The organism is Streptomyces sp. NPDC015130 (genome assembly GCF_043080005.1).
Classification (GTDB): Bacteria; Actinomycetota; Actinomycetes; order Streptomycetales; family Streptomycetaceae; genus Streptomyces.
The window spans coordinates 99275-118941 of record NZ_JBIBVC010000007.1; the positions used below are offsets into that span (position 1 = coordinate 99275).

Genomic DNA, 19667 nt, shown 5'->3' on the forward strand with positions numbered 1-19667 from the left:
GTCGTGCTGATCAACCCCAACACCTCCACGGCGACGACTGCGATGATGACCGCGATAGCCCGGCGGACCCTGGCGGCCCTGGGGACCGAGGGGGGTGCGGGCGCGGGTGCGGGCGCCGGCCGTGCGGCCCTCGGCGTCCGGGCCGTCCGCGGCGTCACCGTCGCCCGGGGCCCGCTCATGCTGACCGACCCCGCCGCCCTGCGCGCCGCCGCACCCGAGGTACTCGCCGCCGGGCTCCGGGCCGCCGCCGAGGGCGACTGCGCGGCGCTCCTCGTCGGCGCCTTCGGCGACCCCGGCCTCGACGCGCTGCGCGCCGCGACCGGTCTGCCCGTGGCGGGACTCGGCGAGGCCGCCCTCCTGGAGGCCGCCGCCGGCGGCAGGCCCTTCGGCGTCGCCACCACCACGCCGCTCCTGGCCGACGCGATCGCCGAGCGGGTGGCGGCCCTGGGCCTCGCCGACCGGTACACGGGCATCCGGCTCACCGCCGGCGCCCCCGAACGCCTCTCCGCCGACCCGGTGCTGCTCCACGACCGGCTGGAGCGGGCGGTCCGGGCCTGCGCCGAACGGGACGGGGCGCGCGCCGTCGTCATCGGCGGCGGCCCGCTCGGCGAGGCCGCCGAGGCGCTGCGCGCCCGCTGCGCGGTCGAGCTCGTCGCCCCGGTCCCGGCCGCCTGCCGCGCCCTCACCGGCCTCCTGTCGACGGCCTGACACCTCCTCACCTCTCCACCGCGATCCGGCGCAGGCACTCCTGGGCCAGTGCCGGGTAGGCCTCGGCGATCGCCTCGTACAGGCGGTGCCGCAGCAACCGCTCGGCGTCTTGGCGGCCGGCCTCCCCGTACAGCCCGTCGAGCAGCGACTCGTACCGTGCGAGGGCCTGTCGCAGGTAGCTCACCTGCCACCGGACGAGCGCGCCCCGCGGGACCTCGCCGGGGCCCCGTGCGCCCAGGAGGTGCCGGTGGCGGACGGCCCTGCGCTCCAGCTCGGGGCCGGGGAGCAGGGGCACGTCGATCGGCGCGGCCCGGATCGCGGTGAGCACGGCGGCCCGCCGCCGCTCCGCGTAGAGTCCGGCCGCCGCGGACCGGGCCTTCGACAGCAGGGAGGCCGCGGCGAACTCGGCGGTCCGCTCCACCGTCTCGACCCGCACCAGGAGGTAGAGCCGCACGGGCGCGAGGGACCAGCGGCGCGGATCTCGGCCCTGCACGTCGGGCGAGCCGAGCAGGTCCCGGATCATCGCGTCGGTCCAGCCGCGCCGGCGCACCCCGGTGAGCGTCACATAGGTCGTACGGTCCGTCATGATTCCCCCTGGGTCGACTACGGAGCGTGACGATTCCAGTGAAGCGGACGCCACTGACAACGCCCTCCGGCACACCCTCTTGCCGGGGTCGGCCCGGCTGTGCGATATAGGTCTGGACCTTTTCGACGGACGGAGGGCCTCCGTGCAACGCCCGCTCGCCGCAAGCCTGTTGGCCATACTGATGCTCACGCTCTCCGCCTGCTCGGGCGCCCCGGAGCCCCCGCCGAAGGACACCACCGCCCCGACCGCCCCCACCGGCGTCACCGCCACCGCGGGCAGCGCGAGCACCGTCCACGTCATGTGGAGCGCCGCCACCGACGACCGGGCCGTCACCGGCTACACGGTCTACCGCGAGGGCCGCAAGGTCAGGGACCTCCCCGCCGCCACCCTGATGACCGACGTCGTCGGCCTCGCGCCCGCCACCCGGCACACCTTCACCGTCCGCGCCCGCGACACCGCCGGCCACACCTCACCCCCCAGTGCCACCGTCACCGCGACCACCTTCCCCGCCGACACCGAGGACCGCACGCCCCCCACCGCCCCGAGGACGCTCCGCGCCACCGCCGACGGCAGCCGCGCCGCCACCCTCACCTGGACCCCGTCCCGCGACGACACCCGCGTCACCGCGTACGACGTCTACCAGGCCGACACCCGCGTCCACACCGCCCCCGGCACCGCCACCACCGCCCACGTCACCGGCCTGCGCCCCGGCACCGCCTACGCGTTCACCGTCCGCGCCCGCGACGCCGCCGAGAACTCCTCCCCGGACAGCCCCCGCGTCGAGCTCACCACCACCCCCGCGCCCGGCGCACCCCCGAACACCGCACCCGAGGACCTCACCGCCACCTCCGCCCGGGGCGAGATCACCCTCACCTGGACCCCGCCGGACACCGGAGCCCCCGTCACCCACCACCAACTCCACCTGAACGGCCGCTTCGCCACCACCGTCGTCTGGGGCACCACCCCGCCCCCGGCCCGCGCCACCTACACCTTCCCCGTCCAGGACCCCCCGGGCACCCGCTACACCGTCACCCTCCGCGCCCAACTTCCCGACGGCACCTGGGGCGACTTCTCCGCGCCCCGCGTGGTGGTGGTCCGCTGACCGGCATGTCTCGCTTGCCCGCATTCGCCTCCCCGGAACTACCCTGGGAAGCGTGGCCGAGACCGTTCTCTCCAACACCGGGCTCGACAGCTTCCTCGACGGAACGCCCGAGCGCCGCGACCCCGCCTTCACGCGTGCCGCCGAAGTGGTCCTGGGACTGCTCGCCCTGCGCGGGGCGGACCGGGGGACCGGGGTGCCCGAGCCGACGCCGAGGCTCGTGCGGCACCTCCTCGTCGAGGACCTCCCGGCGTTCGTGTACGCGGCACCCGGCGACCTCGGCGCCTATCCGGCCGTGCTCGGGGCGCTCGCCGCCCGGTTCGACGGCGGCCGGGGCGAGCAGGTCGTCGCCGTCGTCGCGGAGGCCGGACCCGACTTCGAGCGCGCCATGAACGACCCCGGAAACCTCACCTGGCACCGCTGGTACGCCTCCCTGCTGCGGGCCTGCGGCACCGACCTGGCCGACCCCGACGACGTACGCCGCCGCCTCGCCGCCCTCGACGGCGCCCCCCTCCCGCCCGGCGTGCGACGGGCCGACCTGATGGGCCGTACGGCCCTCGCCGACGTCCTGCTCTCCGAGGCCCTCACCCGGGCGTACGTACGCGACGCCGAGACCGCCCCGACCGCCGGACCGCTGCTCAGCGACCACGCCGTCGCCACCGGCATCGGGCAGGTCGCCGCCGCGCTCCTCGACCGGTGGACCGCCGCCGGCCTCGCCGAACAGCTCGCCGGGCCGTACGCCCGCTTCGCCCCCGGACCCGACGCCTTCCCCCACCTCGTCCTCGCCGACGCCCTCCTCGGCGAGCACCTCGACTACTACGGCGACCCCACCGCCCCCGTCCCCCCGCCGCCCGCCGTCGAGACGCCGAGCGGGTCCGGGACCGTCGAGGAGGACGCCGACGCCCTCGCCGCCGCCGTCGAGACCGTCACCGAGGAGGGCGGCCCCTACAGCGGCGAGGCGCCGCACCTGCTGTACGTGGTCTACCAACGCGGCTGCTCCGCCGAGTCCGTCGCCCGCAAGGCCGCCGAGTACGAGGACTGGACCGTCGACCCGGCCGTCGAGGACCTGCCGGTGCGGGTCCCGGACGAGTCACCCGCCGCGTACACGACCCCGCCGCCGGAGGAGCTCGTACGGCTCCTGGGCGCGCCCGAGCTGACGGAGGCCGACCGCGAGCGCCTCACCGGACCCGCCGGCGACCTCGCCGCGCTCGTCGACCGGCTCGCCGCCACCGGCCTCCTCTTCCGCACCGGCGACGCCTTCGGCCTGACCCCGCGAGGGGCCGGCGTCCTGCGCTACCTGCTGAGCGTCCGCGGCATCGCCGCCCCCGACGCGGCCGAGGCCGCCGCCTGGTCCGCCCGGGCCGTGGTCACCGCCGCCACCGGCTGGCCCGTGCCGTCCGCCGCGCGCGTCCTCGACGACTGGCTCCACGCGCGCGTGGACACCGAGGAGGCCTGGTCCCAGCTCCTCGCCGCCCTCGGCGCCGCACACGCGGGCACCTCCGACGCGGCCGCCGCCCGGGGCCTCCTCGCCGTCCTCGACACGACCGCGGCCCCGGCCGAGGCCCTGCGCGGCGCCCTGCGCGACCCCGTCGTCGGCCAGTACGCGTACGAGATCCTGCGTGCCAGGGGCGAGCGGGCCGACCACCTCCAGGTCCCCACCTCGGCGCGGGCGCTGCACGTCCTCGACGGACTGCCCGGCAAGAAGGGGCCCCTGGAGACCCGCCGCGCCGCCTTCGACGCGGCGGCGGCGGCCTGGCCCGGCGGCTCGGCCACCCTGGTCCGGGCGATGACCGAGGCGGACCGCCACGAGACGGCCCGGGTCCTCGGCCCCCTCGGCATCGTCGGCGTCACCCCTCCGTGAGGCGATGCTCGGACCCCACTCCGCCCGCCGTGAGGCGATCCTCGGACCCCACTCCGCCGTGAGACGGGGCCCGGGCCTCACTCCGCCGTGAGACGGGGCCCGGGCCTCACTCCGCCGTGAGACGGGGCCCGGGCCTCACCCCGCGGTGAGGTACATCCCGGAGGCCCCCGACCCCGCCGTGTTCTTGCAGCTGTGGTTCCCGGTGGGCCGGGCGTGGACGAGGGCGAGGCAGCGGCCCAGGGCCTGCTGGCCGTAGGCGTTCGGGTGCATCGACTCCTGGACCAGGCCCTGCGTGCTCTGGCTGTCGATCCAGCGCGCCCACTCGCTCGTCGTCGCGGACGCCGGCACGGTCGTCGTGACCTGCTTGCTGGCCTTCGCGCAGACCTCGCGTCCCTGGAGCGCGTCCCGCAGGTCCAGGAACTGCACGCCCTTCGCCGTCGCGACGCCCTTCAGCCGGTTCGCGAGCTGCGGCACCAGGGAGTCCCGCGCCCAGTCCGAGTCCGCGTTCCAGAACGGGCAGCCGCCGGTGTTGGTGCGGGTCCAGCCGCTCTCCGCGTACCGGTTCTCGGAGGAGCGGGGGATGGGGGAGGGGTACGACTGGAGGACGATCCGGTAGTCCGACGAGGAGTAGCCCGCGCCCGTCATCACGGCACGGATCTCGTCGACCGAGCGACCGACGTCCGCCATGACGCCGTCGATCTTCGCGTCGACCTCGACCTGCTGGTCGTCGTGGCAGTACGAGTACCAGACGATGTAGTCCTTCGCGCAGGTGGCGATGATGTCGGCGAAGCCCAGGTCGTTGCCGCCGATGGAGAGGGTGATGAGCTCGACGTCGTGCGAGGCGGCCACCGCGGCCAGCTGGTCGGCCTGCGGGGCCTCGCCCTTGTAGGCCTGGCCGCCCTGGGAGGCCCGGACGACGTTCTTCGTGGTCGCCCCGGAGCAGGCGAGGTTGATCAGGGAGCTCGCGATCGGCCCGGCGCTCTTCACCTCGGAGACGTCCGAGCGGTGGCAGCCGCCGGCGGTGGCTCCGTACACCCGGGACGGGTCGTAGCCGCTCCCGGTCCAGGCCCGGTCGGTGCCGGTGCGGCTGCCGGAGTTGGTCAGGCTGTTGCCCAGCCAGCGTCCGGCCTCGCCGGAGATGTAGCTGTCGCCCATGGCGACGACGGCGGTGGGGCCGCTGCCGGGGGAGGCGTGGGCGGACGGAACGGCGACGGAGGCGAGCCCGGCGGCGGTACACAGAGCCAGGAATCCGCGCAGCGCACGGTGGGGGGTCGAAGACATGGCTGTGCTCCTGCGGTATGCGGTACGCAGTGACGTGGGGGACAGCCGCCGGCCGGTGGCATGGCGGAATCTCGCACGCTCTGGCTTGTTACCGCTAGGTAGCTGCATATCTCGGTTGCGTCACGTCCCCTGTGAGGCGCCAGGCGGCCCGGAGCGCGACAGGGCTCGGCCCCGGTGTCCGTGCGGACACCGGGGCCGAGCCCTGTTCGGTACGTCGTGCGGAGCTGTTCGGCAGCTGTGCGGGCAGCCGGATCAGCCGGTGCTGCTACGCGGTCAGCCGACCAGCTGCTCGTAGGCGGGGAGCGTCAGGAAGTCCGCGTAGTCCGCGTCGAGGGAGACGTGCAGGAGCAGGTCGTGCGCCTGCTGCCACTTGCCGGCCGCGAAGGCCTCCTCGCCGATCTCGGAGCGGATCTCGGCGAGCACCTCGGCGGCGACCTCGCGGGCGAGCTCGGGGGTGGCCGTCTGCCCGTTCTCGAAGACGACTCCGGCGTTGATCCACTGCCAGATCTGCGAGCGCGAGATCTCGGCCGTGGCGGCGTCCTCCATCAGGTTGAAGATGGCGACGGCGCCGAGGCCGCGCAGCCAGGCCTCGATGTAGCGGATGCCGACCTGCACGGCGCTGACCAGGCCCTCGTAGGTGGGCCGGGCATCGAGCGAGTCGATCGCGATCAGGTCGCCGGGCGCCACGGAGACGTCCTCGCGAAGGCGGTCCTTCTGGTTCGGCTTCTCACCGAGGACGGCGTCGAAGGAGGCCATCGCGATCGGGACCAGGTCGGGGTGGGCGACCCAGGAGCCGTCGAAGCCGTCGCCGGCCTCGCGGTCCTTGTCGGCCTTGACCTTCTCGAAGGCGACCTTGTTGACCTCGGCGTCCTTGCGGGACGGGATGAAGGCCGCCATGCCGCCGATCGCGTGCGCGCCGCGCTTGTGGCAGGTGCGGACGAGGAGTTCGGTGTACGCGCGCATGAACGGGGCCGTCATCGTGACCGCGTTGCGGTCCGGGAGGACGAACTTCTGCCCGCCGTCACGGAAGTTCTTGACGATGGAGAAGAGGTAGTCCCAGCGGCCCGCGTTCAGGCCGGCGGCGTGGTCGCGGAGCTCGTAGAGGATCTCCTCCATCTCGTACGCGGCCGTGATGGTCTCGATGAGGACCGTGGCGCGGACGGTGCCCTGCGGGATGCCGACGTAGTCCTGGGCGAAGACGAAGATGTCGTTCCAGAGGCGGGCCTCCAGGTGCGACTCCGTCTTCGGGAGGTAGAAGTACGGGCCCTTGCCGAGGTCGATCAGACGCTGGGCGTTGTGGAAGAAGTACAGGCCGAAGTCGACGAGCGCGCCGGGGACCGGGCGTCCGTCGAAGGTGAGGTGACGCTCCTCCAGGTGCCAGCCGCGCGGGCGCATGACGACCGTGGCGAGCTCGTCGGCGGGCTTGAGGGCGTACGACTTGCCCGAGCGCGCGTCCGTGAAGTCGATGTTCCGGGTGTACGCGTCGATCAGGTTGACCTGGCCCAGGACCACGTTCTCCCAGGTCGGCGCAGAGGCGTCCTCGAAGTCGGCGAGCCAGACGCGGGCGCCGGAGTTGAGCGCGTTGATCGTCATCTTGCGGTCGGTCGGACCGGTGATCTCGACGCGGCGGTCGTTCAGGGCCGCCGGGGCCGGCGCGACCTTCCAGGAGTCGTCCGCGCGGATCGCGGCGGTCTCCGGGAGGAAGTCCAGGGTGGACGTGCGGGCGATTTCGGCGCGACGCTCCGCCCGGCGGGCGAGGAGCTCGTCCCGGCGCGGAGTGAACCGCCGGTGCAGTTCGGCGACAAAGGCCAGGGCGGCCTCGGTGAGCACCTCCTCCTGACGCGGCAGGGGCTCGGCATCGACGACGGCCAGGGGGGACGGCGCTGGTGCGGACATGAACTGTCACTTCCTTCAGCGAACTTCACGGGCGGTGCCAGGCGGCCGCCGGGCGTCGTGTCATGGCACGGAGTGCCGCAGGCGCCGAGATACGGCCGCGAGCGCCTCCGGAACTGGCAGGCGCTTCTGAACAGTGGATACTAGTTTCCTCATGGTGGAAGTTCAATGGTTTGTTGATGTCGAGATTCTCCGGATCGACACAACGTGGCGCTGCGTGCCACGCCCCGTGCCCCACCGCTCACTCCAGGTGGGCCAGATCCGCCTCCGTGTCGATGTCGTAGGGCTCGGCCACATCCGAGCAGTCCACCGGGGTGATCGCATCCCGGTGCGCCGCCAGATAGTCCCGCGCGCCCCGGTCGCCCACCGCCGTCTCCTCGATGCCCGCCCAGTGCCCGGCGCCGAACAGCACCGGATGGCCCCGCTGCCCGTCGTACGAGGCGGCCGCCAGTGAGTCCCGCGAGTCGTACGCGGCCCGGACCCGGGCCACCGCCGCCACCCCGATCCCCGGCTGGTCGACCAGCAGGACGAGCGCCGCGTCCACCCCCCGCGCGTCGGCCGCCAGCGAGGCGAGCCCGGCCCGCAGCGAGGACCCCATCCCCTCCGCCCACTCCGGGTTGTCCACCAGCACGCACCCGGGCAGCTCCGCCCGCTCCCGTACGGTCTCGGCCGCCGCCCCGAGCACCACGTGCACCACCTCGCACCCGGCCCCGCGCAGCACCCCCACGGCATGCTCGACCAGCGGCCGTCCCCGGTGCGTCAGCAAGGCCTTGGGGCGCCCGCCGAGGCGCCTCCCGCCTCCGGCGGCGAGCAGCAGTCCGGCGACGACGGGGCTTCGATCTTCTGCGGTTGTCATGGGGACTGCATACCTCATGGGTGGAATCACACGGTCGCCTGAATTCCGGCCACCAAGGGTGGCGCGCCGGGGTGGCGAAGGAGTTAACTGGCCCGCGACTCACGGCGCCCGGCCGCCGTACGAGGGGGTTCGGCCCGGGCTCGGAGTGTTCGGAGTGGAGTTCTGCGCACAGTGTCGTGCGAGGGGGAGAACCGTGTTGCGAAGCGTGGGGCAGAGGCGAGTGACCGGCGAGGGTGTGGACCCCAGGGTGGCCGAACTGCGGTTCGCCGTGTCCCGGCTCCGGCGTGAGCTGGCCGCGCACCGGGTCGAGTTCGCCGACCGGGGGATCGCCGAGGACGAGCTCGCCGCGCTGGACGCCATGGCGCTCAGCGGCGACCCCGAGGTACGGCGGCTGCGCCGCTCGCTGCTGCTCGTCGCCGGCTCGGTCGGCTCCGTCAGTGCGCTGGCCGAGGGCCTCGCGGGCGTCCGCCGGGCCGTCGAGCTCTTCGGGCCTCCGCCGCCCCCGGGACAGTAGGCCCGCCCGCCCAGGCGTCTTCCGGTGGCTCGGGCGCCCGCCATCGGATGTGATGGCCGAGGAGGGGTCCACCCCTCCGCTGCCGGTGACTCCGGCAGCCGGGTTCGACGAGGCGGCGGCCATGGGACGTTGGCGTGCTCTGATCGTGCTGGGCGCGGCCCAGTTCCTGATGGTGCTCGACACCTCCGTCATGAACGTCTCGATCAGTCAGCTGGTCGAGGACTTCGACACCGAGGTGACGGCGATCCAGGCCGTCATCACCCTCTACGCCCTGGTCATGGCCGCATTCATGATCGTCGGTGGCAGGTTCGGGGACATCTTCGGACGCCGGCGCATCTTCCTGATCGGCATGGCGGTCTACGGCGTGGGCTCGGCCCTGACCGCCGTCGCGCCCACCCTGTGGGTCCTGACCCTCGGCTGGTCGATCATCGAGGGCCTCGGCGCCGCCCTGGTGCTGCCGTCGATGGCGGCGCTCGTCGCCGAGTCCTACCGCGGCCGCGACCGCTCCGTCGCGTACGGCGTCATCGGCGGTCTGGCCGGCGCCGGCATCGCGGTCGGACCGCTGCTCGGCGGCTGGGTGACGACGTACCTCACCTGGCGCCTGGTCTTCGCGGGCGAGGTCGTCGTCGTGCTCGCCGTCCTGCTGCTGCGGAAGGCGATCCCGGTGCACCCCTCGGCGAGCCGGCCTCCCGGGCTGGACGTCGTCGGCGCCGTGCTCTCGGCCGCGGGCCTGGGCCTCGGCGTGCTCGGCGTGCTGCAGAGCGGCACCTGGGGATGGGTGCAGCCGCGCAACCCGCCCTTCACCGTCCTCGGCTTCGCCCCCACGCTGTTCGTGATCGGCGCCGGCGTGGTGGTCCTCTTCCTCTTCCGGGTCTGGGAGGAACGGCGAGAGGGCCGCGGCGAGGACCCCCTGGTCCATCTGGCCCTGTTCCGCAGACCCGTCCTGAGCGCGGGGCTGATGACCCTGTTGAGCCAGAACCTCATCCTGCTGGGGTTGTTCTTCACCATCCCGCTCTACCTCCAGGTGGTGCAGGGCCTCGATGCCTTCGAGACGGGACTGCGGCTCCTGCCGGTCTCCGTCACCATGCTCGTCGCCTCCATGGGCGGGGCTCGGCTCGGACGCCGGGCGGGCCCGCGCAGGATCGTCCGGGCGGCCCTGGCGCTGCTCCTCGCCGCCGTCGTCTGGCTCCTCGCCACCATCGACCCGGTCATCGACGACGCCCAGTTCTTCTGGGCCATGGCACTCCTCGGCCTGGGCATGGGCCTGCTCGCCTCGCAGCTCGGCAACGTCGTGCAGTCCAGCGTCGGCGAGAAGGAACGCAGCGAGGTCGGCGGGCTGCAGTTCACCGCGCAGAACCTGGGGTCCTCGCTCGGCACGGCCCTCATCGGATCCCTGCTGATCGGCGCCCTGGCCCAGGCCTTCACCACCCAGGTGGAGGACGACCCGAGACTCTCGGACGAGGCGCGCGCGCAGACGAGCGTCGCCCTGGAGGCCGGGGTCAGCTTCGTCCCCACCGACCAGGTCCGCGCGGCGGCGGAGAGCGCGGGGCTCCCGCCCCGGGAGGTGGACGCCGTCACCGAGTCCTACGCCTCCGCCCAGCTCGACGGCCTCAAGGCCGCCGTCCTCGCGACCGGCGGCATCGTCCTGGCGAGCTTCCTGGTGACCCGCGGGCTGCCCGGAGCGGCCGGGGCCGGAGCGGGAGCGGGAGGAGCCGGAGCGGGCGGGCCCGGAGCGGGTGAGGCCGGAGGAGCGCGCCGAGAGCCGGGCGCCGCGGGTACCGACCCGCCGGATCCCGGCCCCACCCCGGAGCCCTGACCCGACCGGACCCGGCGGAACCCTGACCTGACCTGACCTGACCTGACCTGACCTGACCTGACCCGCCGACCCGACCGGACCCGCCGGCCCGTTGGCACGACCGGACCCGGCCGGGCCCGCCCCGACCTGCAGGAGCCCGCCGGAGCCGGCCGTGCTCCGACCTCGGTGGCCCGTGACCCGTTCACCCACATGGCCGGGGCCGCCGTGCCGGGGCCGCCCGGCACGCGTTGGCTGGAACCAGGACACCCGGAGAACGGAACCTGCCATGTACGAGATGCACATCGCACCCGACGACTCCAGCGGCCTGCTGGTCTGGCACGTGATCGCCAAGGAGGCGGGCAACAGCCTCTGCGGCCGGGCCGTCGACCGCGGCGCGGACGGCGCGCGGACGGACCGGCACTGCCTGCCGTGCATGCGGTCCTTCCAGGACCTGATGGGCGCCCGAACCGACGCGTCGGCCGCGGACCGGCCCGACGGCGTCACCGCCTGATCAGCCGCCGGGCCGTCGCCGCCGCCACCGCGGCCGTCCGCGAGTCCACGCCCAGCTTCGCGAAGATGTGCACGAGGTGCGATTTCACCGTCGCCTGGCTGAGGAACAGCGCCTTGCTGATCTGCTGGTTCGACAGGCCCTCGCCCACCAGCTGGAGCACCTCCAGCTCCCGCTTCGTCAGCGCCTCGGCCGGTGTCCGCATCCGGTCCATCAGCCGGTGGGCCACCGCCGGGGCGAGCGCCGACTGGCCGGCCGCCGCCGTCCGGACCGCCGCCGCCAGCTCCTCGGGCGGCGCGTCCTTCAGGAGGTAGCCGGAGGCGCCCGCCTCCACCGCCGCCAGGATGTCCGCGTCCGTGTCGTACGTCGTCAGGACCAGCACCTTCGGCCCGCCCGGCGCCGCCGTGATCGCCGCCGTCGCCTCCGAGCCGTGCATCCCGGCGCCGAACTGCAGGTCCATCAGGACCACGTCCACGCCGCCGGCGGCGGCCAGCTCCACCGCCCGCTCGGCCGTCGCGGCCTCGCCGACCACGGTGAAGTCCGGCTCCGTGTCGAGGACCGCGCGCAGCCCCGCCCGTACCACCGGGTGGTCGTCGGCGAGGAGGAGCCTGATGGTCGGGACGGTCGTCATGCGGGGACTCCTGCGGGGAGGGGGAGGGAGACGGCCACCGCCGTGCCCTGCCCGGGTGCGGATTCGACGGTGAACGTGCCGCCCAGCGACTCGGCCCGCGAGCGCATCGCCGGCAGCCCGAAGCCGCCCTCCGAGGACTGCCGTACGGAGCCGGGGTCGAAGCCGCCGCCGTCGTCGACCACGTCCAGCGTCACCGAGGCGTCCATGAACGAGAGCGTGATCTCGGCCCGGGAGGCCGAGGCGTGCCGCACCGTGTTCGCGAGCGCCGACTGCGCGATCCGCAGCAGCGCCACCTCGTACGGAGTCGGCAGCGCTGCCGGCGTACCGCTCACCGAGAACCGCACCCGCGGCCCCGACGGCCCTGAGCCGTACGCCCCCGAACCGGCCCCCGGCTCGCACAGCCGCTCCAGGGCCGCCGCCAGCGAGCCGTGCTCCAGGTCCGGCGGCGTCAGCGCGCGGACGAAGCGCCGCGCCTCCGCCAGGTTGTCCTGCGCCGCCCGCCGCGCCCGGTCGATGTGCGCGGCGGCCGGGGAGCCCGGCGGCAGCGCCCGCTCGGCGGCGCGCAGCAGCAGCTGGATCGAGGACAGGCCCTGCGCGAGCGTGTCGTGGATCTCCCGCGCGAGCCGCTCGCGCTCGGCGAGCGTCCCCGCGTGCCGCTCGGCCGCCGCCAGCTCCGCCCGGGTCTCGATCAGCTCCTCGATGAGCCGGCGCCGCCGCTCGCTCTCCCGGTACAGGGCCTGGTAGCCGAGGACCGTCGCCACCGCGACCGCCCCGCCGAGCAGCGGCCCGATGAAGACCCCCGGGTTCAGCGCGGCGCCGTGGCCCACGTACGAGAGGATCGCCGCGCCCGCCGTCAGGGCGACGGCCGGCAGCGACCAGCGCGTGGGCAGCAGGTGCAGCTGGAGGAAGTACAGCGGGAAGGCGACCCACAGCGCGTCGGGCGTCAGCCAGAGCAGCCCCAGCCAGGACGCGCCCAGGACACCCAGCCAGACGGCGGCGGCCCGCTGCGAGGTCGCGACGGACGGCACCAGCGAGCCGGCCGCGTACACCGCGCCCACGACCGCCGCCATGACGGTCCCGGCGGCCGAGCCGGCCCGTACCGCAGCGAGGACGAGCAGGCCCGCCATCAGGAGGTGGAGACAGAGGCGCAACGCGCGCAGGACGGGGGTGAGGGACCGCCGGGAGGCAGGCAGGACGGGGTGGGGGGAGGAGCTCGGTTCCATGTCCCCTCCAGCGTAGACAGCGGGAGCAGAGGGAACGGACAATTCGGACTCCATCGAAAGTTTGATTGTGGAGCCATCCGTGGCGCGATGCCCGGACGGCCCTCCCCGGACCACCCTGGTCACCATGTTCGTGGCATGGAGAGACCTGAGATTCGCCAAGGGGCGGTTCGCCCTCATGGGCACCGTGATCGTCCTGATCACCCTGCTCGTGGGCCTGCTGTCCGGGCTGACCGCCGGACTCGCGCGAGAGAACATCTCCGCGATCACCGGCCTGCCCGCCGACCGGATCGCCTTCGCCGCGCCGCCGTCCGGGCAGTCGGTCTCCTTCACCAACTCGACGGTGACGGAGGAGCAGTGGAACGGCTGGGCCGGGCGCCCCGGGGTGACCGGGGCCGAGCCGCTCGGCATCCGTACGCTCAACGCCGCCGCCGGCGACCGCACGGCCGCCGTCTCCGCCTTCGGCACGGAGCCGGGGTCCGGGCTCGCCCCCGGGACCGTCGGTGCGGGGAGGGCCGTCCTGTCCGAGTCCGCCGCCGAGGAACTGGGCGTCGGCGTCGGCGACGCGCTGCGCCTCGGCCCCCTGGAGGCCACCGTCACGGCCGTCTCCGGCGACGCCTCGTACAGCCACACCCCGGTCGTGTGGACCTCCCTCGACGACTGGCAGCGGCTCGGGCACAACGGCACCACCCCCGAGGAGCAGGCCACCGTCATCGCGCTCAGCGGCGACGGGGCCGACTGGACGGCCGGCGACGAGGCCGCCGGCACCGAGGCGCGGACCGTCGACGGGGCGCTCACCGCCATAGGGTCCTACCAGGCCGAGAACGGCTCGCTCCAGCTCATGCGCGGCTTCCTCTTCGCGATCTCCGCGCTCGTCATAGGAGCCTTCTTCACCGTCTGGACGATCCAGCGCAGCGGCGACGTCGCCGTCCTCAAGGCGCTCGGCGCCTCCACGCCGTACCTCCTCAAGGACGCCCTCGGCCAGGCCGTGCTCATGCTCACCGCGGGCACCCTGCTCGGCACCGCCCTCGCGGTCGGCATCGGCGCCCTCGTCAGCGGCGGGAATGTGCCCTTCGTCCTGGAGCCGCTCACCGTGCTCGGGCCCGCCGCCGTGATCATCGTGCTCGGGGTGCTCGGCGCGGCCCTGTCCATCCGGCGGATCACCGCCGTCGACCCCCTCACCGCCCTCGGGAGCGCCCGATGAGCCTCGTCCTCGACGCCGTCACCCTGACCTACCCCGACGGAGACGGCCGGCTCACCGCCCTCGACTCCGTCTCCCTGACCGTCCCCGCCGGCACCCTTACCGCCGTCGTCGGCCCCTCGGGATCCGGCAAGTCCAGCCTGCTCGCCGTCGCCGCGACCCTGGTGACCCCGGACCGGGGCCGGGTCGTCGTCGCCGGTACGGAGACGGGGCCGCTCACCCCGGCCGCCCGCGCCGAGCTGCGGCGCCGGCACATCGGGGTCGTCTTCCAGCAGCCCAACCTGCTGCCCTCGCTGAGCGCGGTGGAACAGCTCCAGGTGATGGCGCACCTCTCGGGGCGCGCGCCGAAGGAGGTGCGGGGCCGGGCGATGGACCTGCTCGACGCGGTGGGCCTCGCGGACCAGGCGCACCGCCGCCCGCACCAGCTGTCGGGCGGCCAGCGGCAGCGCGTGAACATCGCGCGGGCCCTGATGAACGAGCCGTCCGTGCTCCTGGTCGACGAGCCGACGAGCGCCCTGGACCACGAGCGGGGCGCGGCGGTGATGGACCTGCTCGCGGGCCTGACGGTCGAGCGGGGCACGGCGACGGTGCTCGTGACCCACGACCGCACCCACCTGGCACGCACGGACCGCACGGCGACGGTCCAGGACGGACGGCTGACGGAGGCGGTGCGGGCCTGAGGGCAGGCGGTCGGGGGCGCCGGTGCGGGCCTGCGTTCCGGCCCGATGCCGCGCACGCGCGAAGGCGCCCGGAACCCTCAGGGTTCCGGGCGCCTTCGCGCGTGCGCGGTACGGCTCCGGGGTCAGGCGCCGCCGTTGCCCGTCGTGTTGGCGAGCGCCGCCGACAGTTCGCGGGCGACCTGCTGGAGGATCGGGACGATCTTCTCCGTGGCCGCCTCGGTGACCCGGCCCGCCGGGCCCGAGATCGAGATCGCCGCGGCGGTGGGGGAGTCGGGGACCGGCACCGCGAGGCAGCGGACTCCTATCTCCTGCTCGTTGTCGTCGACGGCGTAACCGGTCGCGCGGACCGCTTCGAGGGCGTCGAGGAAGCCGTCGGGCGTGGTGATGGTCTTCTCGGTCGCGGCCGGCATGCCCGTACGGGCGAGCAGCGCGCGGACCTCCTCCGCCGGGGTGTGCGCGAGGAGCGCCTTGCCGACACCGGTCGAGTGCGGCAGGACGCGCCGGCCGACCTCGGTGAACATGCGCATCGAGTGCTTCGACGGCACCTGGGCGACGTACACGATCTCGTCGCCGTCGAGCAGCGCCATGTTGGCGGTCTCGCCGGTCTCCTCGACGAGCCGCGCCAGGTAGGGGCGGGCCCAGGTGCCGAGGAGGCGGGCGGAGGACTCGCCGAGCCGGATGAGGCGGGGGCCGAGGGCGTACCGCCGGTTGGGCTGCTGGCGCACGTAGCCGCAGGCGACGAGGGTGCGCATCAGCCGGTGGATGGTGGGAAGCGGCAGTCCGCTGCTGGCGGAGAGCTCGCTCAGCCCGACCTCGCCCCCGGCGTCGGCCATCCGCTCCAGGAGGTCGAAGGCACGCTCAAGGGACTGGACGCCGCCGCTCGCGGCGGCGGGCTTGGCGGCGTCGGTGGTGCTGGCGCTGGACGTCGGCACGTCAACGGTCCTTTCGGGGCAGGCGGGCAAGTCAGCAGCCTACCGGGCCACCGGCCGGGGCACCTGGTCCCGGTATCGGCGTACGGGCCGGTCAGGGGGTGTTTGTCCGGTGTCGGGGAGGGCTCGGAGGGGTCCTGGTCTGCCCCACATGTGCGGAGCTACGTTCTACTGTACGGAATTTCCATTCCACTTTGTGGAAACCTCTAAGTCGGGTTCGTTGAAGGCCGATGCTGGAAGTGTGCCCTTGACGACATGTCGCCAGGAAGTGAAGACTCCTTTTCAACAGTTCGTTGAATTTCTCGCCGAGGTGCTCGAAGCCGGAGCACGTGAAGAAGGGGTACGGGTGGACGTCAACCTGGTCCTGCGCTCGACTCGCGTCATCACCCCCGAGGGGACGCGCCCGGCGTCGATCGCCGTCTCCGGAGGGACGATCGCGGCCGTGCTGCCGTACGACGCCGAGGTACCGGCCGGAGCCCGGCTGGAGGACGTCGGCGACGACGTCGTCCTGCCCGGCCTCGTCGACACCCACGTGCACGTGAACGATCCGGGCCGGACCGAGTGGGAGGGCTTCTGGACCGCCACCCGCGCGGCCGCGGCCGGCGGCATCACCACGCTGCTCGACATGCCCCTGAACTCCATCCCGCCGACGACCACCGTCGAGAACCTGCGGGTGAAGCAGGAGGTCGCCCGCACGAAGGCGCACATCGACGTCGGCTTCTGGGGCGGCGCCCTGCCCGACAACGTCAAGGACCTGCGGCCCCTGCACGACGCCGGCGTCTACGGCTTCAAGTGCTTCCTCTCGCCCTCCGGTGTGGACGAGTTCCCGTCGCTCGACCAGGAGCAGCTGGCCACCTCGCTCGCCGAGATCGCCGGCTTCGACGGCCTGATGATCGTGCACGCCGAGGACCCGCACCACCTCGCCGCCGCCCCGCAGAAGTCCGGGCTCGCCTACGCCGACTTCCTGGCCTCCCGCCCCCGGGACGCCGAGAACACGGCCATCGAGAACCTGGTCAACCAGGCCCGCCGACTGGGCGCCCGCGTCCACGTCCTGCACCTCTCCTCCTCCGACGCGCTGCCCCTGATCGCCGCCGCGAAGGCCGAGGGGGTCAAGATCACCGTCGAGTCCTGTCCCCACTTCCTCACCCTCACGGCGGAGGAGGTCCCGGACGGCGCGACCGAGTTCAAGTGCTGCCCGCCCATCCGCGAGGCCTCCAACCAGGACGCCCTCTGGCAGGGGCTCGCCGACGGCGTGATCGACTGCATCGTCTCCGACCACTCCCCGTCCACCGCGGACCTCAAGACCCCCGACTTCGCCTCCGCCTGGGGCGGCATCTCCTCCCTCCAGCTCGGCCTCCCCGCGATCTGGACCGAGGCCAAGCGCCGCGGCCACTCCCTGGAGGACGTGGTCCGCTGGATGTCCGAGGCCCCCGCCCGGCTCGCCGGCCTGTCCCGGAAGGGCGCCATCGAGGCCGGCCGTGACGCCGACTTCGCCGTCATCGACCCCGACGCCACCTTCACCGTCGACCCGGACCAGCTCCAGCACCGCAACCGGATCACCGCCTACGCGGGCAAGACCCTCAGCGGTGTCGTCGCCTCCACCTGGCTGCGCGGAGAGCGCATCGTCGACAACGGCACCCTCGCCGAGCCCTCCGGCCGCCTCCTCGAAAGGAACAACTGACCCGTGAGCACCGGCATACCCTCCTTCACCGGCGACGCCAGCCCCTACGGAGGCGGCGACCCGTACGCCGACTACCGCACCGCCGACTTCCCCTTCACCCAGTACGCCGACCTCGCCGACCGGCGGCTCGGCGCCGGTGTGATCGCGGCCAACGACGAGTTCTTCGCCGAGCGCGAGAACCTCCTCAAGCCCGAGCCCGCCGAGTTCGACCCCGAGCACTTCGGCCACAAGGGCAAGATCATGGACGGCTGGGAGACCCGCCGCCGCCGCGGTGTCTCCGCCCAGCAGCCGCACCCCACCCAGGACGACCACGACTGGGCGCTCGTACGCCTCGGCGCCCCCGGCGTCGTCCGCGGCATCGTCCTCGACACCGCCCACTTCCGCGGCAACTACCCGCAGGCCGTCTCCGTCGAGGCCACCTCCGTCGCCGGCTCGCCCTCCCCCGAGGAGCTCCTCGCCGACGACGTGAAGTGGACGACCCTCGTCCCGCGCACCGCCGTCGGCGGCCACGCCGCCAACGGCTTCGCCGTCGACGTCGAGCAGCGCTTCACGCACCTGCGCGTCAACCAGCACCCCGACGGCGGCATCGCCCGCCTCCGCGTCTACGGCGAGGTCGCCCCCGACCCGCGCTGGCTCGCCGTCCTCGGCACCTTCGACCTCGCGGCGCTGGAGAACGGCGGCCAGGTCGAGGACGCCTCCGACCGCTTCTACTCCCCGGCCACCAATACCATCCAGCCGGGCCGCTCCCGCAAGATGGACGACGGCTGGGAGACCCGCCGCCGCCGCGACAAGGGCAACGACTGGATCCGCTACCAGCTCGTCGCCGAGTCCGAGATCCGCGCCGTCGAGATCGACACCGCCTACCTCAAGGGCAACAGCGCCGGCTGGGCCGCCCTCTCGGTCGCCGCCGAGGGCTCCGAGGACTGGACCGAGATCCTGCCCCGGACCCGCCTCCAGCCCGACACCAACCACCGCTTCGTGCTCGACACCCCGGCGGTCGGCTCCCGCATCCGGATCGACATCTACCCCGACGGCGGCATCTCCCGCCTGCGCCTCTTCGGCTCCCTCACCGAGGCCGGCGCGGCCCGCCTGACCGCCCGCCACCAGGAGCTCGGCGGCTGACGCCACCGGCTCCTCCCCTGACTGGGCGGGCACGACACCCCGCCCGGCCCGCGAGGGCGCACCGACCCGACAGCACCGGTGCGCCCTCCGCCTCTTTTTTCGGGGCTCGGATCGCCTCCGGGGCGCTTCGGTCGGGCTCACAGGGCCGACCGTGCTCGCCCCCTCCTCCGTCGGGGGCTCCGCGCGCTCGGCGCTGTTCCCCCGACGCGCCCCTTCGGCTCACTCGCCACCGGCGCGTACGGGTCCTCCATACCTGCAATCCGGACGGCTCGTCCCCTACGCCGCGTGGCCCCCGTCCACCGCGAACTCCGCCCCCGTCACCCACCGGCCCTCCGGGCCCGCCAGGAACGCGACCATCGAGGCCACCTCCTCCGCCGTGCCGAAGCGGCCCAGTGCCGTCAGCGCCGCCTGGCCCTCCGCGTACGGCCCGTCCGCCGGGTTCATGTCGGTGTCGACCGGGCCCGGGTGGACCAGGTTCGCCGTGATGCCGCGGCCTCCCAGCTCCCGGGCGAGCGCCTTCGTCAGGCCGATCAGCGCCGCCTTGCTCGTCGCGTACAGCGTGCCGCCCGGACCCGGCACCCGCTGGGCCATGCAGCTGCCGATCGTGATGATCCGTCCGCCCTCCGGCAGACGCCCGGCCGCCGCCTGCGAGGCGAGGAAGGCCGCCCGGACGTTGACCGCGAGGACCCGGTCCACGTCCGCCAGGGTCAGCGACTCCAGCGGGCCGACGACCCCGACGCCCGCGTTGTTGACCAGGACGTCGAGCCGGCCCAGGGCGTCCGCCGCCCGTTCCACCGCGCCCGCCGCGTCCCCGGCGTCCGCCGCGTCCGCGCGCAGCGGCAGCGCCTTGCCGCCGACCGCCTCGATCCGCGTGGCGACCTGCTCGGCCGCCGCCTCGTCCCGTACGTACGTGAAGGCCACATCGGCGCCCTCCCGGGCCAGCCGGACCGCCGTGGCCGCGCCGATCCCGCGGCTTCCGCCCGTCACCAGTACCGCCGTGCCGTTCATCGTGGACATCCCGAAACCTCCGTCAGAAGCCGTAAGTGGTTGCGGTTTCAAGGAAACTCGGGCGTCCGTCCCGGCGCTGGCGGGAATCGGACGC

General features: G+C 74.0%; 18 protein-coding genes. 10 read left to right on the forward strand and 8 right to left on the reverse strand.

Going from position 1 to position 19667, the window contains the following annotated elements; translation table 11 throughout:
- The first annotated feature begins 3 nt into the window (after positions 1–3).
- On the forward strand, positions 4–708 hold the full coding sequence (locus ACF08F_RS16595) for an aspartate/glutamate racemase family protein (protein ID WP_392299204.1): 705 nt from the start codon (positions 4–6) through the stop codon (positions 706–708).
- A gap of 7 nt (positions 709–715) precedes the next feature.
- Here the strand turns inward: ACF08F_RS16595 and ACF08F_RS16600 are convergent, their stop codons facing one another.
- Positions 716–1294, reverse strand: coding sequence for a hypothetical protein (locus ACF08F_RS16600; protein WP_392299205.1), 579 nt, complete (start codon positions 1292–1294; stop codon positions 716–718).
- A gap of 142 nt (positions 1295–1436) precedes the next feature.
- Here ACF08F_RS16600 and ACF08F_RS16605 point away from each other — a divergent pair, with 142 nt between their 5' ends.
- Both ACF08F_RS16605 and ACF08F_RS16610 read left to right on the forward strand, forming a co-directional pair.
- Positions 1437–2396: a fibronectin type III domain-containing protein gene (locus tag ACF08F_RS16605; protein ID WP_392299206.1), complete on the forward strand. Its 960-nt coding sequence runs from the start codon at positions 1437–1439 to the stop codon at positions 2394–2396.
- Positions 2397–2448: 52 nt separating this feature from the next.
- The gene (locus tag ACF08F_RS16610) at positions 2449–4254 is read left to right on the forward strand and encodes a hypothetical protein (protein ID WP_392299207.1); all 1806 of its coding nucleotides are present in this window, start codon (positions 2449–2451) and stop codon (positions 4252–4254) included.
- A 135-nt stretch (positions 4255–4389) separates the two neighbouring features.
- Here ACF08F_RS16610 and ACF08F_RS16615 read toward each other — a convergent pair whose 3' ends face one another.
- The 3 genes from ACF08F_RS16615 to ACF08F_RS16625 all read right to left on the reverse strand — a co-directional run bounded on the left by ACF08F_RS16615 (position 4390) and on the right by ACF08F_RS16625 (position 8284).
- Positions 4390–5535: a GDSL-type esterase/lipase family protein gene (locus ACF08F_RS16615; protein WP_392299208.1), complete on the reverse strand. Its 1146-nt coding sequence runs from the start codon at positions 5533–5535 to the stop codon at positions 4390–4392.
- 273 nt (positions 5536–5808) lie between these two features.
- Positions 5809–7431 carry a malate synthase A gene (aceB, locus tag ACF08F_RS16620; protein WP_392299209.1) on the reverse strand — a complete coding sequence of 541 codons (1623 nt, stop codon included), beginning with the start codon at positions 7429–7431 and terminating at the stop codon, positions 5809–5811.
- Positions 7432–7669: 238 nt separating this feature from the next.
- Positions 7670–8284 carry an NTP transferase domain-containing protein gene (locus ACF08F_RS16625; RefSeq protein ID WP_392299210.1) on the reverse strand — a complete coding sequence of 205 codons (615 nt, stop codon included), beginning with the start codon at positions 8282–8284 and terminating at the stop codon, positions 7670–7672.
- A 193-nt stretch (positions 8285–8477) separates the two neighbouring features.
- Here ACF08F_RS16625 and ACF08F_RS16630 point away from each other — a divergent pair, with 193 nt between their 5' ends.
- From ACF08F_RS16630 to ACF08F_RS16640, 3 genes are all read left to right on the forward strand, one after another.
- Positions 8478–8798 carry a DUF5955 family protein gene (locus ACF08F_RS16630; protein ID WP_392299211.1) on the forward strand — a complete coding sequence of 107 codons (321 nt, stop codon included), beginning with the start codon at positions 8478–8480 and terminating at the stop codon, positions 8796–8798.
- A 121-nt stretch (positions 8799–8919) separates the two neighbouring features.
- Positions 8920–10614 carry an MFS transporter gene (locus tag ACF08F_RS16635; RefSeq protein WP_392299212.1) on the forward strand — a complete coding sequence of 565 codons (1695 nt, stop codon included), beginning with the start codon at positions 8920–8922 and terminating at the stop codon, positions 10612–10614.
- A gap of 265 nt (positions 10615–10879) precedes the next feature.
- Positions 10880–11104, forward strand: a complete 225-nt coding sequence (locus tag ACF08F_RS16640) for a hypothetical protein (protein WP_392299213.1) — start codon at positions 10880–10882, stop codon at positions 11102–11104.
- Here ACF08F_RS16640 and ACF08F_RS16645 read toward each other — a convergent pair.
- Positions 11094–11732: a response regulator gene (locus ACF08F_RS16645; protein WP_392299214.1), complete on the reverse strand. Its 639-nt coding sequence runs from the start codon at positions 11730–11732 to the stop codon at positions 11094–11096. The two genes, ACF08F_RS16640 and ACF08F_RS16645, sit on opposite strands and share 11 nt — an antisense overlap.
- Positions 11729–12955, reverse strand: coding sequence for a sensor histidine kinase (locus ACF08F_RS16650; protein WP_392299215.1), 1227 nt, complete (start codon positions 12953–12955; stop codon positions 11729–11731). Before ACF08F_RS16650 ends, ACF08F_RS16645 begins: the two co-directional genes overlap by 4 nt.
- Before the next feature lie 124 nt (positions 12956–13079).
- Here ACF08F_RS16650 and ACF08F_RS16655 point away from each other — a divergent pair, with 124 nt between their 5' ends.
- Positions 13080–14156 carry an ABC transporter permease gene (locus tag ACF08F_RS16655; RefSeq protein ID WP_392299216.1) on the forward strand — a complete coding sequence of 359 codons (1077 nt, stop codon included), beginning with the start codon at positions 13080–13082 and terminating at the stop codon, positions 14154–14156.
- Positions 14153–14833 carry an ABC transporter ATP-binding protein gene (locus tag ACF08F_RS16660; RefSeq protein ID WP_392299217.1) on the forward strand — a complete coding sequence of 227 codons (681 nt, stop codon included), beginning with the start codon at positions 14153–14155 and terminating at the stop codon, positions 14831–14833. The genes ACF08F_RS16655 and ACF08F_RS16660 overlap by 4 nt, the downstream gene beginning before the upstream one ends.
- A 122-nt stretch (positions 14834–14955) precedes the next feature.
- Here the strand turns inward: ACF08F_RS16660 and ACF08F_RS16665 are convergent, their stop codons facing one another.
- Positions 14956–15765, reverse strand: coding sequence for an IclR family transcriptional regulator (locus ACF08F_RS16665; RefSeq protein ID WP_392299218.1), 810 nt, complete (start codon positions 15763–15765; stop codon positions 14956–14958).
- 343 nt (positions 15766–16108) lie between these two features.
- Here ACF08F_RS16665 and allB point away from each other — a divergent pair, with 343 nt between their 5' ends.
- Positions 16109–17443: an allantoinase AllB gene (allB, locus tag ACF08F_RS16670; RefSeq protein WP_392299219.1), complete on the forward strand. Its 1335-nt coding sequence runs from the start codon at positions 16109–16111 to the stop codon at positions 17441–17443.
- Positions 17444–17446: 3 nt separating this feature from the next.
- The gene (gene alc / locus ACF08F_RS16675; RefSeq protein ID WP_392299220.1) at positions 17447–18565 is read left to right on the forward strand and encodes an allantoicase; all 1119 of its coding nucleotides are present in this window, start codon (positions 17447–17449) and stop codon (positions 18563–18565) included.
- 276 nt (positions 18566–18841) lie between these two features.
- Here the strand turns inward: alc and ACF08F_RS16680 are convergent, their stop codons facing one another.
- Entirely contained in the window at positions 18842–19582 is a 741-nt protein-coding gene (locus ACF08F_RS16680; RefSeq protein ID WP_392299221.1) for an SDR family NAD(P)-dependent oxidoreductase, read from the reverse strand.
- Positions 19583–19667: the final 85 nt, after the last annotated feature.